Genomic DNA, 15,974 nt, shown 5'->3' on the forward strand with positions numbered 1-15,974 from the left:
TTAGTTCAATAGATTCGTGGCCATCATTATAGTAAATATATTGATTTTACAAAATGCATTCTATATATGTTTATAATCACAATATAGAATGCATTTTCTATTAGCTTTAAAATTATTTAAATATCTTAATACGATTTTCTAATGGTTCAAATTGTTTTTCATCAGGTTGTGCTGTTGGTTTACCAAATGGCATTTGTGAAACAAGTTTCCAACTGTCTGATATGTCCCATTCTTTTTTAACTTCTGCTTCAATGAGTTCATTATAGTGTTGTAATGATGCCCCAAAACCTTCAATTTCTAATGCAGTCCATACAACATATTGATGCATCCCACTTGATTGTAGCGAAAATCCTGGGAAATTATCCTTATAAAGAGGAAATTTAGTCTGAAGATTTTCGATAACCTTAGCATCTTCAAAGAATAGTACTGTTCCATACCCATTTCCAAATGAATTTATTTTTTCTTCTGTAGATCCAAATTGCTCAGCTGGGACAATTTTTCTTAAAGCTTCCTTTGTAATATCCCATAATTTATCGTGATATTTTCCCAATAATAAAACTACTCTTGCACTTTGAGAATTAAATGCTGATGGTGTATTTTTTACAGCTTGTTCAATAACTTCCTTAATTACCTCGTCCGTTGTTACATTTTCCTTACTTATACCATAAAATGAATGTCTGTCTGCTACAGCAGTATAAAAATCTTTTTTCATATTATTTTCCTCCAATTTTAATTAAATATTATTTTCTCATTATTTACATATAGAAGTTAATGTATTCTACTTATTTAAATGTAAGCATAGATTGATTCTTCATTTTTTACAAAAACTAAGCAACCACTCTATATCTTAAGTAAAACAGCAAATAATTTATTACTAGTTAGTATTAAACTGTTAAAAGAGAAAATACATATATTTATACACCTGATAATTTTTTTAATAAACTTATTAAGTTTTTCTTTTCTTCTGATGTTAGTATACTAAATACATCATTTATATTTTCCAGATGTTTTGGAAACATTCCACTTATGAGTTTTCTACCCTCATCAGTAATACTTATTAAATTAACTCTTCTATCCTTTGGATCAATACATCTCTTAACCAAATTTTCCTTAGCTAAATTATCTATAACAACAGTCATATTACCACCTGTCGAAAGAATTTTTTCAATTATCTCACTGACTCTTAAATCTCCTTTATGATACAGCACTTCAAGTACTGCAAACTGAGAAACCGTTAGCCCTCCCTCTTTTATGGTTTTATATTCTCTTTTATGAACACTTTGAGCACATCTGCTTAATGCAATTAATGCTTTTAAATTTAAATCCACTAACTCTCCGTAATTACTTTTTTCTTTATCCATACATATAATATATTACTAACTAGTAATAACGTCAAGCATTTTTTTATTTTCATGTTAATTATTTTAAAACAGCTAACGAAAGGATAGCTCCAAAGTTAATATGAATCTTTAAATTTAATAGTTGTTGTATATAAATTTAAATAAATATACCATATTTATTGAATTTAGGAATATTTTATGACTTAATAGTTCAGAATAAAAAAAGTGATAGTAGAAAGAGATGCAAGGAGGAAGATATGAAAGTTGGTATTCCTAAAGGTTTGTTATATTATAAATACTACCCTTTTATAGAAAGGTTCTTGATTGAACTAGATGCAGAAATAATTACATCTACCGATACAAATAAGAACATTTTAAATGAAGGAATTAAATACTGTGTAGACGAGGCCTGCCTGCCTATAAAAATATTTCATGGACATATATTAGATATCAAGGACAAATGCGATTTACTAATAATACCAAGGTTTATGAGGTTACGTGAGCGGGAGTTTATATGCCCGAAGTTTTGCGGGCTTCCAGAAATGATATTATGCAGCATACCTAATATGCCAAAGGTAATGATAGAACCTATATATGCAACTAATGAGAAGGAATTATATACTTGGTGTAAAAAACTAGCTGGGATGATTACTAAAGATAAAAGTATGATAAAAATTGCATTTAAGAAAGCTCTAGGCGAACAGAGAAACACAAAATTTGGTATTAAGGATGAAGGCTTTAAAATAACTATTGCATTAGTAGGACATCCATACAATCTATACGATACTTTTATTAATATGAACATAGTAAAAAAATTAAATAAATTGGGAGTTGGGGTTGTAACAGAGGAATATGCTAAGGAAGAACAAATAAAATCGGAAGTAAAGACTCTTTTTAAACGTCCTTTTTGGACTTTTGGTGCAAATTCTTATGGATTTACAGCTAGTATAGCAAAAAACGAAGAAACCGATGGTGCAATATACTTATCTTCCTTTGCTTGCGGGATAGATTCTGTTGTAATTGAACTTATCAAAGAAAAAATTGGAGATTTTCCTCTTTTAGTTTTAAAAGTTGATGAACATACTGGTGAAGGCGGCATAGACACAAGAATCGAGGCTTTTATTGATATGATCGAAAGGAAAAATAATAATGAAGATAACATTTCCACATTTCGGCAACACACATCTTGCAGCTAAAGCACTATTTGATGGGTTAGGTATAGAATGCATAATTCCACCAGTTAATAACACCGAGGCATTGGAACTCGGATCAAAGTTTTCTCCTGAAGAAATGTGCCTACCTTATAAAATTATGATGGGCAATTATTTGCAGAGTATAGAGCTAGGAGCCGATACCATAATCCTTCCTGGGAGTTGTGGTCCTTGTAGATTTGGTGAGTATTGTGAATTACAGATAAATGCACTAAAGAGGATGGGACACGATCTAACTTTTATTGTAATAGATAACCCTTTTGACATAGGCAAAGTTGAATTTTTAAATCGTCTATCCAAGATCTCAAATAATAGCCCAGTAGGTAAAGTTAAAAAAATACGAGCATTAAAAGTAGCCTATACCGTGATTGAGCTTATAGAAAAAATTGAAAGCAAGGTACATTATCTAGCAGGTTTTGAAGTCAACAAAGGAGACTTCAAGAAGCTTTTAAAAGAGTGCATTGAAAATGCTGAGAAAGCTATTTCACCATTACAAATGGTAAATATTTTAAAGGTATATAAGAATAATTTAAGCGAGATTCCACTCAATAAACATAAGTCCCCAGTAAAAATTGCAATTATAGGTGAGATCTATACTGTAATTGAACCCTTTTCTAATCTATATATAGAAGATAAACTCATGGATTATGGAGTATCCACTAAAAGAATGCTTACCCCTAGTTGGTGGATTAAAGATGCAATACTTAGTCCTTTTAAACTTAACTCAATTGACATAAGAAAAGCCTCTAGAGAGTATCTTCCCTATTATATTGGTGGGCATGCTAGAGAATGTATAGGCGAAGTACTTATTGCAAAGAAAGAGAATTTTGATGGAGCAATTCAAATTTTCCCTATGGGATGTATGCCGGAAATTGTATCGAAAGCAATTTTAACCTCAATTTCTAACGATAAAGATTTTCCGATAATGACTCTAATCGTAGATGAAATGACTGGAGAAGCAGGATATATTACTAGAATAGAAGCATTTGTAGATATGTTAGAAAGGAGGAAAAACAATGTACTATATGGGAGTTGATGTAGGATCTGTAAGTACTAACATTGTACTATTAGATAATGCATTAAATGTTATAGAAAAATTATACTTGAGAACAAAAGGTAAACCTATAAAAGCAATTCAAGATGGATTAAAAATTCTAAGCGAAAAATATGATACTAAGCAAATAAAATCAGTTGGCACCACCGGTAGCGGAAGACAAATGGCATCCTTTTTAATAGGAGCAGACATAGTGAAAAATGAAATTACTGCTCATGCAGTTGCATCACTTGAAATTGACAAAGAGGTAAATACTATATTAGAAATTGGAGGTCAAGATTCAAAGATAATTCTATTAAAAAATGGCATAGTAACAGATTTTGCAATGAATACCGTATGCGCAGCAGGTACAGGATCTTTTCTTGATAGGCAAGCAGAAAGATTGGAGATACCCATTGAAGATTTTGGAGAATATGCATTAAAGTCAAAGGCACCTGTAAGAATAGCTGGAAGATGTGCTGTTTTTGCAGAATCTGATATGATTCATAAGCAACAGCTTGGATATAATGAAGAAGACATAATAGGAGGTCTTTGTGAGGCAATGGTAAGGAATTATCTAAGTAATGTAGGAAAAGGAAAACAAATCCGCTCTAAAATATTTTTCCAAGGTGGAGTTGCAGCTAATATTGGAATTAAATCAGCTTTTGAAAAAGCCTTAGATACCGAGGTTTATGTTCCAGAGCATTATAATGTAATGGGGGCTATAGGGTCCGCAATACTTGCAAAGGAAAAAGTCATGAAGATAGGCACAACAAATTTTAAAGGTTTTGAAATAGCATTTAATGATTTTGTACCAAGAAACATTGAATGTAATGGTTGTGGTAATAATTGTGAAGTAATTGCAATAAAAGACGGAGAAAAAACTGTAGGTTGCTTTGGAGACAGATGTGGCAAATGGAGTAACAAGATGGTGATATAAAATTCAATAAAAAAAAAAATAGACAACACTAAATTGTCTATTTTTTTTTACAAATTCCAGCAAGCTACAAGATGTCCTCCACCTATATCTTCAAACTTAGGTTCTTCTTTTTTACAAACATCTGTACACTTAAAACATCTTGTATGAAAACTACATCCGGAAGGTGGATTAATTGGACTTGGTACATCACCAGTTAATATTATTCTATTTTTCTTCTTAGTTGGATCTGGAATTGGAATTGCTGAAAGTAATGCTTGGGAATATGGATGTCTAGGTTCATGGTAAAGTATATCTCCATCTGCTAATTCTACCATCTTTCCTAAATACATTACACCAACTCTTGTGCTTACATGTTTAACTACATTTAGTCCATGTGCAATGAATAAATAAGTCAAATCAAATTCTTTTTGCAAATCATGAAGTAAATTTAGCACTTGAGCTTGTATAGAAACATCTAATGCTGATACTGGTTCGTCGCATACTATAAGCTTAGGATTTAAAGAAAGCGCTCTAGCAATACCAACTCTTTGTCTTTGACCACCACTAAATTCATGAGGATACCTATTTCTATGAAAACTAGCGAGTCCAACACAATTTAAAAGTGAGAGAACTCTTTTTTCTATATTCTCTCTCTTTTCTGTTTTATTTACCTTCATAGGTTCAGCTATTATATCTCCAATGCTCATTCTTGGATTAAGAGAGGAGTAAGGATCTTGAAATATGATTTGAATGTTTTTCCTCATGTTCTTTTGTTCTTTCTTGGATAACTGAGCTATATCTCTCCCTTCAAAAATTACTTGACCTGAGGTTGGGACCATTAAATTTACAAGCATTCTACCAGTTGTTGATTTGCCACAACCAGACTCTCCAACTAAACCTAAAGTTTCACCCTTATAAATGTTAAATGATACACCGTCAACAGCCTTAACAAAATCTGTTGTTCTGCCAAATACACCAGATTGTACAGGAAAATATTTTTTTAAATTTTTAACCTCTAATAATGGTTCCATATTTACACCTGTCCTTCCTGTTTTTCACTGTATAAAAAACAACGAACTTTTCTACCTTCATATTCCACAAGTTCTGGTTGTTTTTGCGAGCAAATGTCCATACATTTACTACATCTGTCACTAAAGGAACATCCCTTTGGCATATTTAAAGGATTAGGTACCATACCAGGGATCATAAATAACTGATCTACCTTTTCATCTACCTTAGGTATGGAAAGCAATAAGCCTTTAGTATAAGGGTGTAATGGCTTTTCAAAAAGCTGAAGTGAAGTTGCTTTTTCAACAATCTTACCACAATACATTACTACAACCTTATCTGCTGTTTCTGCGACTACCCCAAGATCATGGGTAATTAAAAGAATTGCAGTATTTAGTTTGTTTTTTAAATTTACAATTAAATCTAATATTTGGGCTTGTATAGTAACATCAAGAGCCGTTGTAGGTTCATCTGCAATAAGTAATTCCGGAGTACACGAAAGCGACATTGCAATCATTACCCTTTGCCTCATACCACCACTTAATTGATGAGGATAATCATTTATCCTCTTATCTGGAGTTGGTATACCTACAAGCTCTAGCATCTTAACCGCCTCAGCTATTGCCTCATGTTTTTTTAATTTTCTGTGTCTAATTAAAGTTTCTGATATTTGCTTTCCTATAGAAATTACAGGATTCAAAGAAGTCATAGGTTCTTGAAATATCATAGATATTTCGTTTCCTCTTATATTCTGCATCTCCTTTTTACTTTTTTTTAATAAATCTTCACCTTTAAACAAAATTTCTCCACCTATAATTTTACCAGGTGGATTTGGTATAAGGCTCAAAATAGATAGTGAAGTTACACTTTTGCCGCTTCCCGATTCACCAACAATGGCTAATATTTCACCTTTATCCACTTCAAAATCAACGCCATCTACTGCATTTACAAGTCCACCCTTAACTCTAAACTGAGTTTGTAAATTTTTGACCTCTAATAACATTATGTTATCCCCCTTATTGATGAAGCTTTGGATCCAATGCATCTCGGAGTCCATCACCAAATAGATTGAATGCAAGTACAGTTATAGTTATAGCAATGCCTGGGAAAAGAATTATATGAGAAGCATTATAAAAATATCCACGTCCTGCCCCTAGCATACTTCCCCATTCTGCTTGTGGAGGTTGTACTCCAAGTCCTAAAAACCCAAGAGCTGCCGTATCTAATATAGCGTTAGATACCCCAAGCGTGGCACGTACAATTATAGGAGAAATTACATTAGGCAATATGTGCTTAAATATTATAGCAGCATCACTATTTCCTATAACCCTTGCAGCTTGAACATATTCACTATCTTTAATAGACAATATAGAACCGCGAACAATTCTCGCGTATTCAGGAATAGTAACAATACTAATTGCAATTATAGCGTTATCTATACCTTTACCGAGTACACTCATAAAAGCAATTGCCAATAATAACGATGGAAATGCAAGTATAATATCCATAAATCTCATAATTAACATATCTACCTTGCCGCCATAATACCCTGCTATTGACCCTACAAAAATTCCTATGGATAATGCTACTGCAACAGCTGTAACACCTACTCTTAAAGAGATTTTTGTACCATCTATTATCCTGCTTAGAATATCACGACCCTGCTCATCTGTTCCAAACCAATGAGCAAGCGATGGCTTTTGAAGACTTTGTGATAATTCCCCTATATTCGGTTTATAAGGCATAATTAATGGTCCAAAAATAGCAACGAACAATAGAATTATTATTATTATGAGCCCAACTAGGGCTGCTTTATTTTTCCTTAACATATACCACGCATTACCAAATTTAGATTCTTCTTTAGGAGTTTGTTGCAACTGTATTTCTTCATTTTCATTTAAATTTTTAGTTGTCATTTATATCACTCCTTTAAGAATATTTAATTCTTGGATCTATAAACGCATAAATTATATCTACGATTAAATTAACAAGCACAAAAATTACTGCCATCATCATAACCGTACCTTGAACCACAGGATAATCTGTGACTAAAATTGCATCTACTACATATTTACCAACACCTGGCCATGAAAATACAGTCTCTGTGAGTACTGCTCCACCTAATAAAGATCCTAGCTGAAGCCCTATTACTGTTATAATTGGTATTAAAGCATTTTTAAGTGCATGTCCAAAAATAACTGGCCTTTCTAAAAGTCCCTTTGCTCTGGCTGTCCTAATATAATCCTGCCTAACGACCTCAAGCATGGTAGAACGAGTCATTCTTGCAATAATAGCAGTCGATGCTGATCCAAGGGCTACTGCCGGCATAATGAGATGTTTTAAAGCACTAGAAAACGCCACTATATTACCTGTAGCTAAAGAATCAACTAAGTATAGCCCTGTAATTCTAATTGGTTCAAGGCCTATATCTATTCTCCCAGATACGGGCAACCATTGAAGTTGAACTGCAAAAACTAATATAAAAATTAATCCTAACCAGAATATAGGCATAGATACTCCTAGTAATGATATTATCATACAGATATAATCAATAATTGAGTTTTGTTTAATTGCAGAAATAACGCCCATAATTACTCCAAAAATAGAAGAAAATACAATGGCAGCTAATGCAAGTTCAATTGTAGCTGGGAAACGCGCCATTATTTCATCCCATACCGGAGTTTTTGACATAAGTGAATCTCCCAAATCTCCATGAAATATCCCACTTAGAAAATCCCAATACTGAACATAAATAGGCTTATTAAGTCCAAGTTGTTCTCTTAAAGCTATGATTTGACTTTGGCTTGCATGCTGCCCAAGAATTGTGGAAGCTGGATCCGTGGTAAACAAATGCATAACCAAAAAAACAAGTATTGATACTCCAATAATAACTGGTAATAGTAAAAGTAGTCGTTTAATAATATATTTAACCATGGTTACCTCCTCCTTAAATCTTAAAAAGTGAAATACCGCGGCTTGCGATATTCCACCTAAAAATCATTGTAAAATATAATTACTTATCTACACCACTAAAAAATACTGATCCTGTTGGATGTACTGAAAAGCCAGTAACTTTAGGTGAGTATGCTGCAAGGACTTGTGAATGAGATATTGGAAGCCATGGTGCATCCTTTGCAACTATCTGTTGAAGTTCTTTATAAACTTTATCTCTTTCAACTCCATTTGGTAATTCTCTACCTTTTACAAGCAAAGCATCCACTGCAGGACTTGAATATTGAGCTGAATTCAAAGTAGATTTAATTTCATGCGAATCAAATAGTGAAAGGAAATTATCTGCATCACCATTATCACCTGTCCAACCATAGAAGAATATATCTCCTTCTCCATTAGCAAGCTTTGCTTTGTAATCAGTCCAGTTGTAAGAATCTATTGTTGCAGTTACTCCAATTTTAGCTAAGTAGTTTTGAACTGATTCTGCAAGTTTTTGTCCTCCCACTGTATTATAAGGTCTAGGATTAGAATAAGTAATAATCTTAACCTTTAAATCTGATTTACCAGCATCCTTAAGCATTTGTTTCGCTTTTGCTGCATCATAATTGTAAGGCTCAACCGCCTTGTCATAACCAGGAATAAAGGATGGAAGTGGGCTGTTAGCTACACTTGAATATCCTTGATATAAATATTTAACTAATTCGTCACGATTAATGGCATGGGAAATAGCTTCTCGTAGCTTAGCATCATTAAATGGTGCTCTTGAACAATTAAATGCCATGTAGTTAATATTCATTCCATCGCTTTGGTATACTTTCATATTACTAGATTTTAATTTCGCAATATCATTAGGGTCAACTCCATCAATTATATCTGTCCCACCGGTCATTAAATCACTGGCACGAACTGAATTCTCTTTTGTAAACTTAAATACTACATTATCAGCCTTTGGCTTAACTCCCCAATAAGTATCGTTCTTTTTAAGTTTTAACGATTGATTTTTGTCCCAAGATACAAAAGTATATGGGCCTGTTCCAACCGGGTTCTCCATTAGTTTACCTTTATATTTTGCAACTGCTGTTGGACTTAAAACTGGAGCCGCAAGTGTCATTGCAAGATTTGCAAGAAATGGCGTATATTTATTTTTCAATGTAAATTTAACTGATAAATCGCTTATTTTTTCAATTTTAGCTACTGGTCCATAAGTAAATGATGCATATGGCATATCATCTGTAGCCTTTGGAGGAATCTGTCTTTGTACATTAAATACAACAGCATCTGCATTAAATGGTGTTCCGTCTTGGAACTTAACATTTTTTCTCAAATTAAAGGTGTATTCTTTGCCATCTTTACTAATTTTCCAATCAGTTGCAAGGCTAGGCGCAATTTCTGTTGAACCATCTTTGTATTTAATTAAACCTTCATAGATATTACACATAACTTTTGCTGATTCACCATCATCGACATATGCTGGGTCAAGACCTCTAGGATCTGCTCCTTGAGAAAAAACTAATGTCTTTGCTGTTGCAGTTTTGGTCGCAGTTCCTCCACAACCTGTAAGTGCAGCACTTAATACAAGTACTCCCGTCAGCATCATAGCCAAATATCTTTTTTTCATATTGATTTGCCCCCTAAAATTAAGTAATTTTTTTAATTCATTTATTTTAGCCTATTCTACCACCCAATATTTTAGAATGCAAGTTATATTTTAATCAAATCATTTTTTTAAGTATTATAGCTATATTCGACATAAAAAATGTCATAAATTATAGTTTTGTGAACTTTTATTTTCAGTTTCTTTCATAAAATCGTATAATTCTTATTGTTAAATATAATATTCACGCTACATTCTACATAATTTATAGGACTAATACAAAAAACTTAGCATAGTTATTACACTAGCTAAGTTTTATTACTTTTATTTTATTTTTATATTATCCTATATAATATTTAAAGTATAATATTTGTTTTATAACCACATTTTACACATGTTCCGAATTTAGTATTAACCTTAATATAGTAGTCTTCTCTTTCAATAAGATTATTACCGCACTTTGGGCAGTATGTTGAGTTATCAATGCCGCTAGCATTACCAATATAAACATAGTTGAGGTATTTCTTTGCTATCTCTCTATCCTTAATCATTACCTCAACTTCTGTAGGTGGGTTATCCATCTTGTAATTCGGAAAATATCTTGATAAATGAAGTGGAATATTTTTATCTACTGAGGCTATAAAACCAGCAATTTTTTCAATCTCGCTACTAGAATCATTTTCACCACTTACAAGCAGCGTAGTTAACTCAACATGACACTGTTTTGATGACATCTTAATAGTATCGAGTACCGGTGCAATACTTCCTCCACAAATATCTTTATAATACTTGTTATTAAAGGCTTTTAAGTCAATATTCATAGCATCAACATAAGGAAGAAGCCTTTTTAAAGGTTCCTCTTTTATATATCCATTAGTCACTATCACTATATTTATATCTTTTATGGTTTCTTTGAGTAACCTTGATGCATTGTATACATATTCATACCAAATAGAAGGCTCATTATATGTAAAAGCTAACCCGATATTGTTTTTAAGACTTTTACATATCTCCACTAACTTTTCTGGTGGTATATATTCGCTACTTGATCTTCCTTGGGATATTGAATGATTTTGACAAAAGCCACAATTAAAATTGCATCCAAAACTTCCTATAGATAATATATTGCTGCCTGGTTTAAAATGATATAATGGCTTTTTTTCTATAGGATCCTGTCCAATGGAAGTTATTTCTCCATAATTAATAGTATAAAGTCTTCCCTCTTTATTTATCCGTACATTACATTTACCATGTGCACCTACTTGTATAAGACAGTTATGAGGGCAAAGTTTGCAACTTATTTTATCTCCTTGTTTTTCATAAAATAAAGCTTCTTTTTCCATATTCCCAACTCCTATTTATGTCTAATAATCTCAAACTTTTCTATAGAGTAATCCTCATTTGGAAGAATTGATGCTTTATTAAGTACAATACTTATTTGTTGCTCTGATGTATCAACGCCATCGAGGTCCGGCAGTAACAATCCACTCTTCACTCCACATCGAACAATCACTCCAAATTTCTTAGGATCTAATTCTCCTTTTAAAGCTAATTCGGGCTCAGTTAAAACATCTACCGAAAAAACAATATCCTCTAGTTCATTCACAGATACATTACTAAACCTTGGGTCTCCTTCACCTGCTGAAACAGCATTTTCTATAATTTCTTTTGCAATATTATCTCTTACAGGGAAAATAGTACCGATGCATCCTCTTAATGCACCAAATTTTTTAAGAGACACAAAAACTCCTCTTTTTGTATTTATCATATCTTCAGTTACATAACTCGGTACATCCATGTACTTCCCTTCTATTATATAATGAGTAAGACTTTCTCTGGCAAGTCGAACATAAACATCTTCATTATTTACTCTTTCATTATATTGTTCTCTTTTCTTTCCTGTAATTTCTGATAATATATCTCTGTCACTCTTACTAAATTTAAATTTCATTACCGCATACCCAACTCCAAAAGTACCTTCATAAGAAAGAAGTTCCCCTTTTATATCTCTGCCATCCATTGCTCCCAGCATTATATAATAAGATCTTAAAGCACATTCTCCAGCATTTTGAATTATCTCAGAGTTTAAATTAAATACGCCAATTACATCTCCCTTTTTCAGTAAACTTATTATAGAGCTATCGAACTTTTCTCCATCTGGATTGTAGTCATAAGGGCCTTCCTCTTTAAGTCGATGCGAGAGATCTCCACTACCAATAAACACAACGTTTTTATAGCTTTCTTCAACAGCCTCTTTGATGAGTTTACCAAATTTATATAATTGTATAGGTGTTAGTCCACCGTATGTAATATGAACAAGTTTAAAAGAACTGTATTTGTTTTTAATAAAATATAACGGTACTATGCTACCATGATCTAATTCGTATTGTGCACCGTATTGTTTAAGGCTACTACCTGTTGCACTAATAGTTTGTATTTTACTGTTGTCCGCCCTCACCATAATTTCTTGTGTAAGATCCATATCTATATCAAAATTCATAGAAACTTGTGGAGCACCAAATTGCTTTAAACTACCTGAAATTGTTGGTTCAAAAGAAAGTGCTATAGCATCTGAAAACATAGTACCATGTGGTGTAACTATTATTATTACCTCTGGTTTTATTTCTGATATTTCGCGTCCAATAAGCTCACATGCATCATATGTGCTTTTTATCTTTTTTTCTTCTCCATGTCCTACCTCTGGAATTATTATAGGTGGATGTGGCATTGCATAATAAGCTATTATTTTACCCATTATTATCACCTCTCGTATTTATTACATTAAGATATATACATATAAATTTAGGTAATTATTCTACTATATTATCTTAAGCGTGAGTATTTTACTCAAGACTTAAATAGCTACTTTTTCTAAATTGAAATAAAAACTAAGTTGTTTGTATTCAACATACTATGTAGTTTACCCATTTTTTTTCACATTATTATGTTAAGCCTATGTTTTTATTTTGGCCCCTTTAAATAAAGTATTATGTGCTTCTTCTTAAGGAATAATATATTCTCTATTTTTGTAACTAGTTTTAAATTCATTATTTGCCTATTTCCCCGGAAATATTACATACATTTACCTTTTAATAGACATTTAAATTAATTACAACGCAATCTTGTTAGCTCATAACGTGAAAGATGTTCTTTCTTAAGTACATTTGGGTATATTATTTAATATTCTGTCTTCCTTATTTTTAAAATGAAGTAATTCTAATATACTAACAATTCCGCTATGGCTCTTTTATAGACTACCTATATTATCATAAATTCATATAAACGTTTAAAGCATAAAAAAATCCTCTGAAGATTCAGAGGATTTTTTTTTTATTATTTGTGTTTCATACTATGAACGAAATTTATTTGTACTTTAAATTATTCCTTTTAAAGTTACTTCTCTTTCTTTTTCTCTTATTTAAATTAATTGTTCTTATTATAAGCGCTATTACTATTAAAAGTAAGATAAATATTCCACCAGCCATGATATATATAGATATAGCATTTTTTGCTAGAGTTCCTTTCGAAACCGTTGAATAAAGATTGTAAGTTTTGACCTTTCCTTTTTCAGTTAATGTCAAGGTTCCAATGCTCTTGTTGCCTTTGAGACTAGACAATGAATTACTGGTTAAGTTTACTTTTTCTTGCAAATCTTTTTTGTTTGATTCGTTATTGTAATAGCTAACGTCTTCTTTAGCTACAAGTGGTACATTAACAGTTTTCTCTGGACCAAACAAACCAAGAGGTTTATATTTTACTATTTCAGTTTTTATAAGGTCATTGTTTTTATGTAAAACTGTTGGTTGTAAATAGTAGCTATAGTTAATTATTTTTTTCATATCATTAAAAACATAAGTGTCGTTAGCATCAAAAATTGATCCCATAACAACCCCCATAATTTGTCTGCCATCTCTTTCATAAAAGGCTACAAGACATCTTCCAGCTAGTGAAGTATATCCTGTTTTACCAGCAATACAACCATCAACGCCAAGATTTTTGTTACTATTTTCGATCTTAAATATTGTACCTTTTGACGTTGACAAAGTATTTTGCTTTTTACTCATTGACTCTTTTACCCATGGGTTTAAAAATGCAACTCTAGACAATATACTCATATCATAAGGCGTAGTATAATGATCTGGATCATGAAGACCGTTAGATGTTACAAAATGAGTTCTGCTCATGTTCAATTTAGCTACCTTATCATTCATCATTTTCATAAAATTTGTTGAATTACCTGCAATATTGTCCGCAATCATATATGCCATGTCATTTGCTGAATACATTAACAGACCATCCATTACGTCAACACCTGACATGTTTTCATTAAGTCCTATTGGATGAAAATTAATATTTAATGAATCTGCTGGTTGAGATTTTGCACTTTTGGTATATTTTAATACATCAGTTTTTTCCTTATTCTCAGCAAGCAATAGTGCTGTCATAAGCTTTGTTGTACTCGCAGGGTACATTTGCTTATCTACATTTTTCGCATAAATTACTTCGCCAGTTGCAACATCTACAGTGATGGCTGCCTTCCCATATATTGTTGGTAAATTAGTAGTGCCGTCGCTAGAGGCAGCGAAAACATTTGAACTCATAGAAAATACTAGAACTAAAACAATCAGTATAAAAAATCTATTATATTTCAACATTCATCTCTCCATTACTTTTATTTATTATGCCTGCATTATAAAATACATTTTATAGTATAACATTTTACAAGACAATTGAAAATAGGAGTTCTTATAATATAATATAAGAGTGTATAAAATAATAAAAAAATATAAGCTCAACATTATCATCAGGCTTACATTTTTATTTAATTAATGTCTTTTTACTTATAACCTCTTTTAATTCATTTATAATCTTATGCTGAGATGCTACCACTTTTTTATTAGCTATTTGCTGTTCACTTATTAAATTTAGTTCTTTCATAACTATATCATGAAAATACCTCAAATCATTCCATTAAATAATTCAATATCTTCATGTTTAGAAAATTCATCTAGTATATCTTCTACTAAGGCATGTTGTAAGTTTCTATAATTTCTCGCCTTGCAAATTAGCCTTAAATTTAAACAAACTCTTCCGGGTTCAATAGAAGTATATATTGTATGAGAAAGATTTTCGTAATAAATAGGAAGAGTTTTTGATGCTATACTAAGGGAATCCTTTGCTTCTTGTTCAATATCTCCTACTTTATCATTAGCTATAGACATTAATATGCTTTTAGCTTTTTTCCAATTACTTTGAAGTGTAAGGCTTATCTCAAGCTCATTCCAAGTGAAAGGAAATGAGTTAGTTTCATTTATAATCTCTTCAGTAAGAACTTTTATATTGGGTATGTAAGTAATTCTTCCAGAACTTTGTCCATAGGTTTTGTTTTCATTTTCAATAACCTCAATAATAGTAGTATAAAACCAGTCAATAGCTAGTACATCACCAAGACTTTCTCCAATCTTTATTCTATCCCCAATTATAAAGGGTTTTTGAGTATTAATTATCAGCCATCCCAAAAAACTTGCTACAAGATCACGAAATGCAAATGCCAGTCCAGCCGAGAAAATTCCTAAAAATGTAAGTATATCCTTAGACTCATACATCCATATTGGTATAATCCCTATAGCAGATACGATATTTATTGATAATGAAGTTGTTTTTTTATACCTTATTATGTCCTTTGAATTATAACTCGATTTATTAATAAATGAATTTATACTTTTCTTTAATATATAAAATATCATTATTACCACTAAAGTTATAACGATTTTTATCAAAACACCTACTGTTTGAAACTTTAAACCTAGCTCTAACAAAAATTCAGTCACGTGATTTCTACTCCTTTATATTAATTTTAACTATATATATAGTTAAAATTAATATAAAGTAAACTGACATCTATGTCAAGCACATT

Annotated in this window: 14 protein-coding genes; 3 read left to right on the top strand and 11 right to left on the bottom strand. The window is 31.7% G+C overall.

The features are described 5' to 3' along the window. Window positions 1–112: 112 nt before the first annotated feature. A complete protein-coding gene (locus tag LGK95_RS10170; protein WP_226124640.1) occupies window positions 113–712 on the bottom strand; it encodes a nitroreductase family protein in 600 nt (199 codons plus the stop codon). A 202-nt stretch (window positions 713–914) separates the two neighbouring features. Next, window positions 915–1,361 (bottom strand): MarR family winged helix-turn-helix transcriptional regulator, encoded by a 447-nt coding sequence (locus LGK95_RS10175; protein WP_226124643.1) that lies wholly within the window; start codon window positions 1,359–1,361, stop codon window positions 915–917. Between the two features lie 236 nt (window positions 1,362–1,597). Here LGK95_RS10175 and LGK95_RS10180 point away from each other — a divergent pair, with 236 nt between their 5' ends. Genes LGK95_RS10180 through LGK95_RS10190 form a run of 3 tightly spaced genes read left to right on the top strand, consistent with a single transcriptional unit; the run spans window position 1,598 to window position 4,524 of the window. After that, window positions 1,598–2,536, top strand: coding sequence for an acyl-CoA dehydratase activase-related protein (locus LGK95_RS10180; RefSeq protein ID WP_226124646.1), 939 nt, complete (start codon window positions 1,598–1,600; stop codon window positions 2,534–2,536). Continuing rightward, window positions 2,490–3,587: a 2-hydroxyglutaryl-CoA dehydratase gene (locus LGK95_RS10185; RefSeq protein WP_226124648.1), complete on the top strand. Its 1,098-nt coding sequence runs from the start codon at window positions 2,490–2,492 to the stop codon at window positions 3,585–3,587. The genes LGK95_RS10180 and LGK95_RS10185 overlap by 47 nt, the downstream gene beginning before the upstream one ends. Then, window positions 3,568–4,524: an acyl-CoA dehydratase activase gene (locus LGK95_RS10190; RefSeq protein WP_226124649.1), complete on the top strand. Its 957-nt coding sequence runs from the start codon at window positions 3,568–3,570 to the stop codon at window positions 4,522–4,524. Before LGK95_RS10185 ends, LGK95_RS10190 begins: the two co-directional genes overlap by 20 nt. A 47-nt stretch (window positions 4,525–4,571) precedes the next feature. Here LGK95_RS10190 and LGK95_RS10195 read toward each other — a convergent pair whose 3' ends face one another. The 9 genes from LGK95_RS10195 to LGK95_RS10235 form a co-directional block, all read right to left on the bottom strand. Further along, window positions 4,572–5,534: an ABC transporter ATP-binding protein gene (locus LGK95_RS10195; protein WP_226124653.1), complete on the bottom strand. Its 963-nt coding sequence runs from the start codon at window positions 5,532–5,534 to the stop codon at window positions 4,572–4,574. Between the two features lie 2 nt (window positions 5,535–5,536). Further along, window positions 5,537–6,514 (bottom strand): ABC transporter ATP-binding protein, encoded by a 978-nt coding sequence (locus tag LGK95_RS10200; RefSeq protein WP_226124655.1) that lies wholly within the window; start codon window positions 6,512–6,514, stop codon window positions 5,537–5,539. A 13-nt stretch (window positions 6,515–6,527) separates the two neighbouring features. Then, entirely contained in the window at window positions 6,528–7,427 is a 900-nt protein-coding gene (gene nikC, locus LGK95_RS10205) for a nickel transporter permease (protein ID WP_226124657.1), read from the bottom strand. Between the two features lie 13 nt (window positions 7,428–7,440). After that, window positions 7,441–8,445, bottom strand: coding sequence for an ABC transporter permease (locus LGK95_RS10210; RefSeq protein ID WP_226124660.1), 1,005 nt, complete (start codon window positions 8,443–8,445; stop codon window positions 7,441–7,443). Window positions 8,446–8,524: 79 nt separating this feature from the next. Next, window positions 8,525–10,081, bottom strand: coding sequence for an ABC transporter substrate-binding protein (locus LGK95_RS10215; RefSeq protein WP_226124662.1), 1,557 nt, complete (start codon window positions 10,079–10,081; stop codon window positions 8,525–8,527). 332 nt (window positions 10,082–10,413) lie between these two features. Next, complete coding sequence (gene amrS, locus LGK95_RS10220; RefSeq protein WP_226124664.1) at window positions 10,414–11,400, bottom strand: AmmeMemoRadiSam system radical SAM enzyme; 987 nt, start codon at window positions 11,398–11,400, stop codon at window positions 10,414–10,416. 11 nt (window positions 11,401–11,411) lie between these two features. Further along, a complete protein-coding gene (gene amrA, locus LGK95_RS10225) occupies window positions 11,412–12,812 on the bottom strand; it encodes an AmmeMemoRadiSam system protein A (protein WP_226124666.1) in 1,401 nt (466 codons plus the stop codon). Between the two features lie 607 nt (window positions 12,813–13,419). Beyond that, window positions 13,420–14,709, bottom strand: a complete 1,290-nt coding sequence (locus LGK95_RS10230; RefSeq protein ID WP_404814418.1) for a D-alanyl-D-alanine carboxypeptidase — start codon at window positions 14,707–14,709, stop codon at window positions 13,420–13,422. 306 nt (window positions 14,710–15,015) lie between these two features. Further along, window positions 15,016–15,888 carry a mechanosensitive ion channel family protein gene (locus tag LGK95_RS10235; RefSeq protein ID WP_226124671.1) on the bottom strand — a complete coding sequence of 291 codons (873 nt, stop codon included), beginning with the start codon at window positions 15,886–15,888 and terminating at the stop codon, window positions 15,016–15,018. Window positions 15,889–15,974 lie beyond the last annotated feature (86 nt).

The sequence above is a fragment of the Clostridium algoriphilum genome (assembly GCF_020443705.1).
Classification (GTDB): Bacteria; Bacillota; Clostridia; order Clostridiales; family Clostridiaceae; genus Clostridium_AD; species Clostridium_AD algoriphilum.

Excerpts from the sequence above, each read along its gene's own strand:
- LGK95_RS10170 (WP_226124640.1), bottom strand. The coding sequence starts at position 712 with ATGAAAAAAGATTTTTATACTGCTGTAGCAGACAGACATTCATTTTAT.
- LGK95_RS10175 (WP_226124643.1), bottom strand. The coding sequence starts at position 1,361 with ATGGATAAAGAAAAAAGTAATTACGGAGAGTTAGTGGATTTAAATTTA.
- LGK95_RS10180 (WP_226124646.1), top strand. The coding sequence starts at position 1,598 with ATGAAAGTTGGTATTCCTAAAGGTTTGTTATATTATAAATACTACCCT.
- LGK95_RS10185 (WP_226124648.1), top strand. The coding sequence starts at position 2,490 with ATGAAGATAACATTTCCACATTTCGGCAACACACATCTTGCAGCTAAA.
- LGK95_RS10190 (WP_226124649.1), top strand. The coding sequence starts at position 3,568 with ATGTACTATATGGGAGTTGATGTAGGATCTGTAAGTACTAACATTGTA.
- LGK95_RS10195 (WP_226124653.1), bottom strand. The coding sequence starts at position 5,534 with ATGGAACCATTATTAGAGGTTAAAAATTTAAAAAAATATTTTCCTGTA.
- LGK95_RS10200 (WP_226124655.1), bottom strand. The coding sequence starts at position 6,514 with ATGTTATTAGAGGTCAAAAATTTACAAACTCAGTTTAGAGTTAAGGGT.
- nikC (WP_226124657.1), bottom strand. The coding sequence starts at position 7,427 with ATGACAACTAAAAATTTAAATGAAAATGAAGAAATACAGTTGCAACAA.
- LGK95_RS10210 (WP_226124660.1), bottom strand. The coding sequence starts at position 8,445 with ATGGTTAAATATATTATTAAACGACTACTTTTACTATTACCAGTTATT.
- LGK95_RS10215 (WP_226124662.1), bottom strand. The coding sequence starts at position 10,081 with ATGAAAAAAAGATATTTGGCTATGATGCTGACGGGAGTACTTGTATTA.
- amrS (WP_226124664.1), bottom strand. The coding sequence starts at position 11,400 with ATGGAAAAAGAAGCTTTATTTTATGAAAAACAAGGAGATAAAATAAGT.
- amrA (WP_226124666.1), bottom strand. The coding sequence starts at position 12,812 with ATGGGTAAAATAATAGCTTATTATGCAATGCCACATCCACCTATAATA.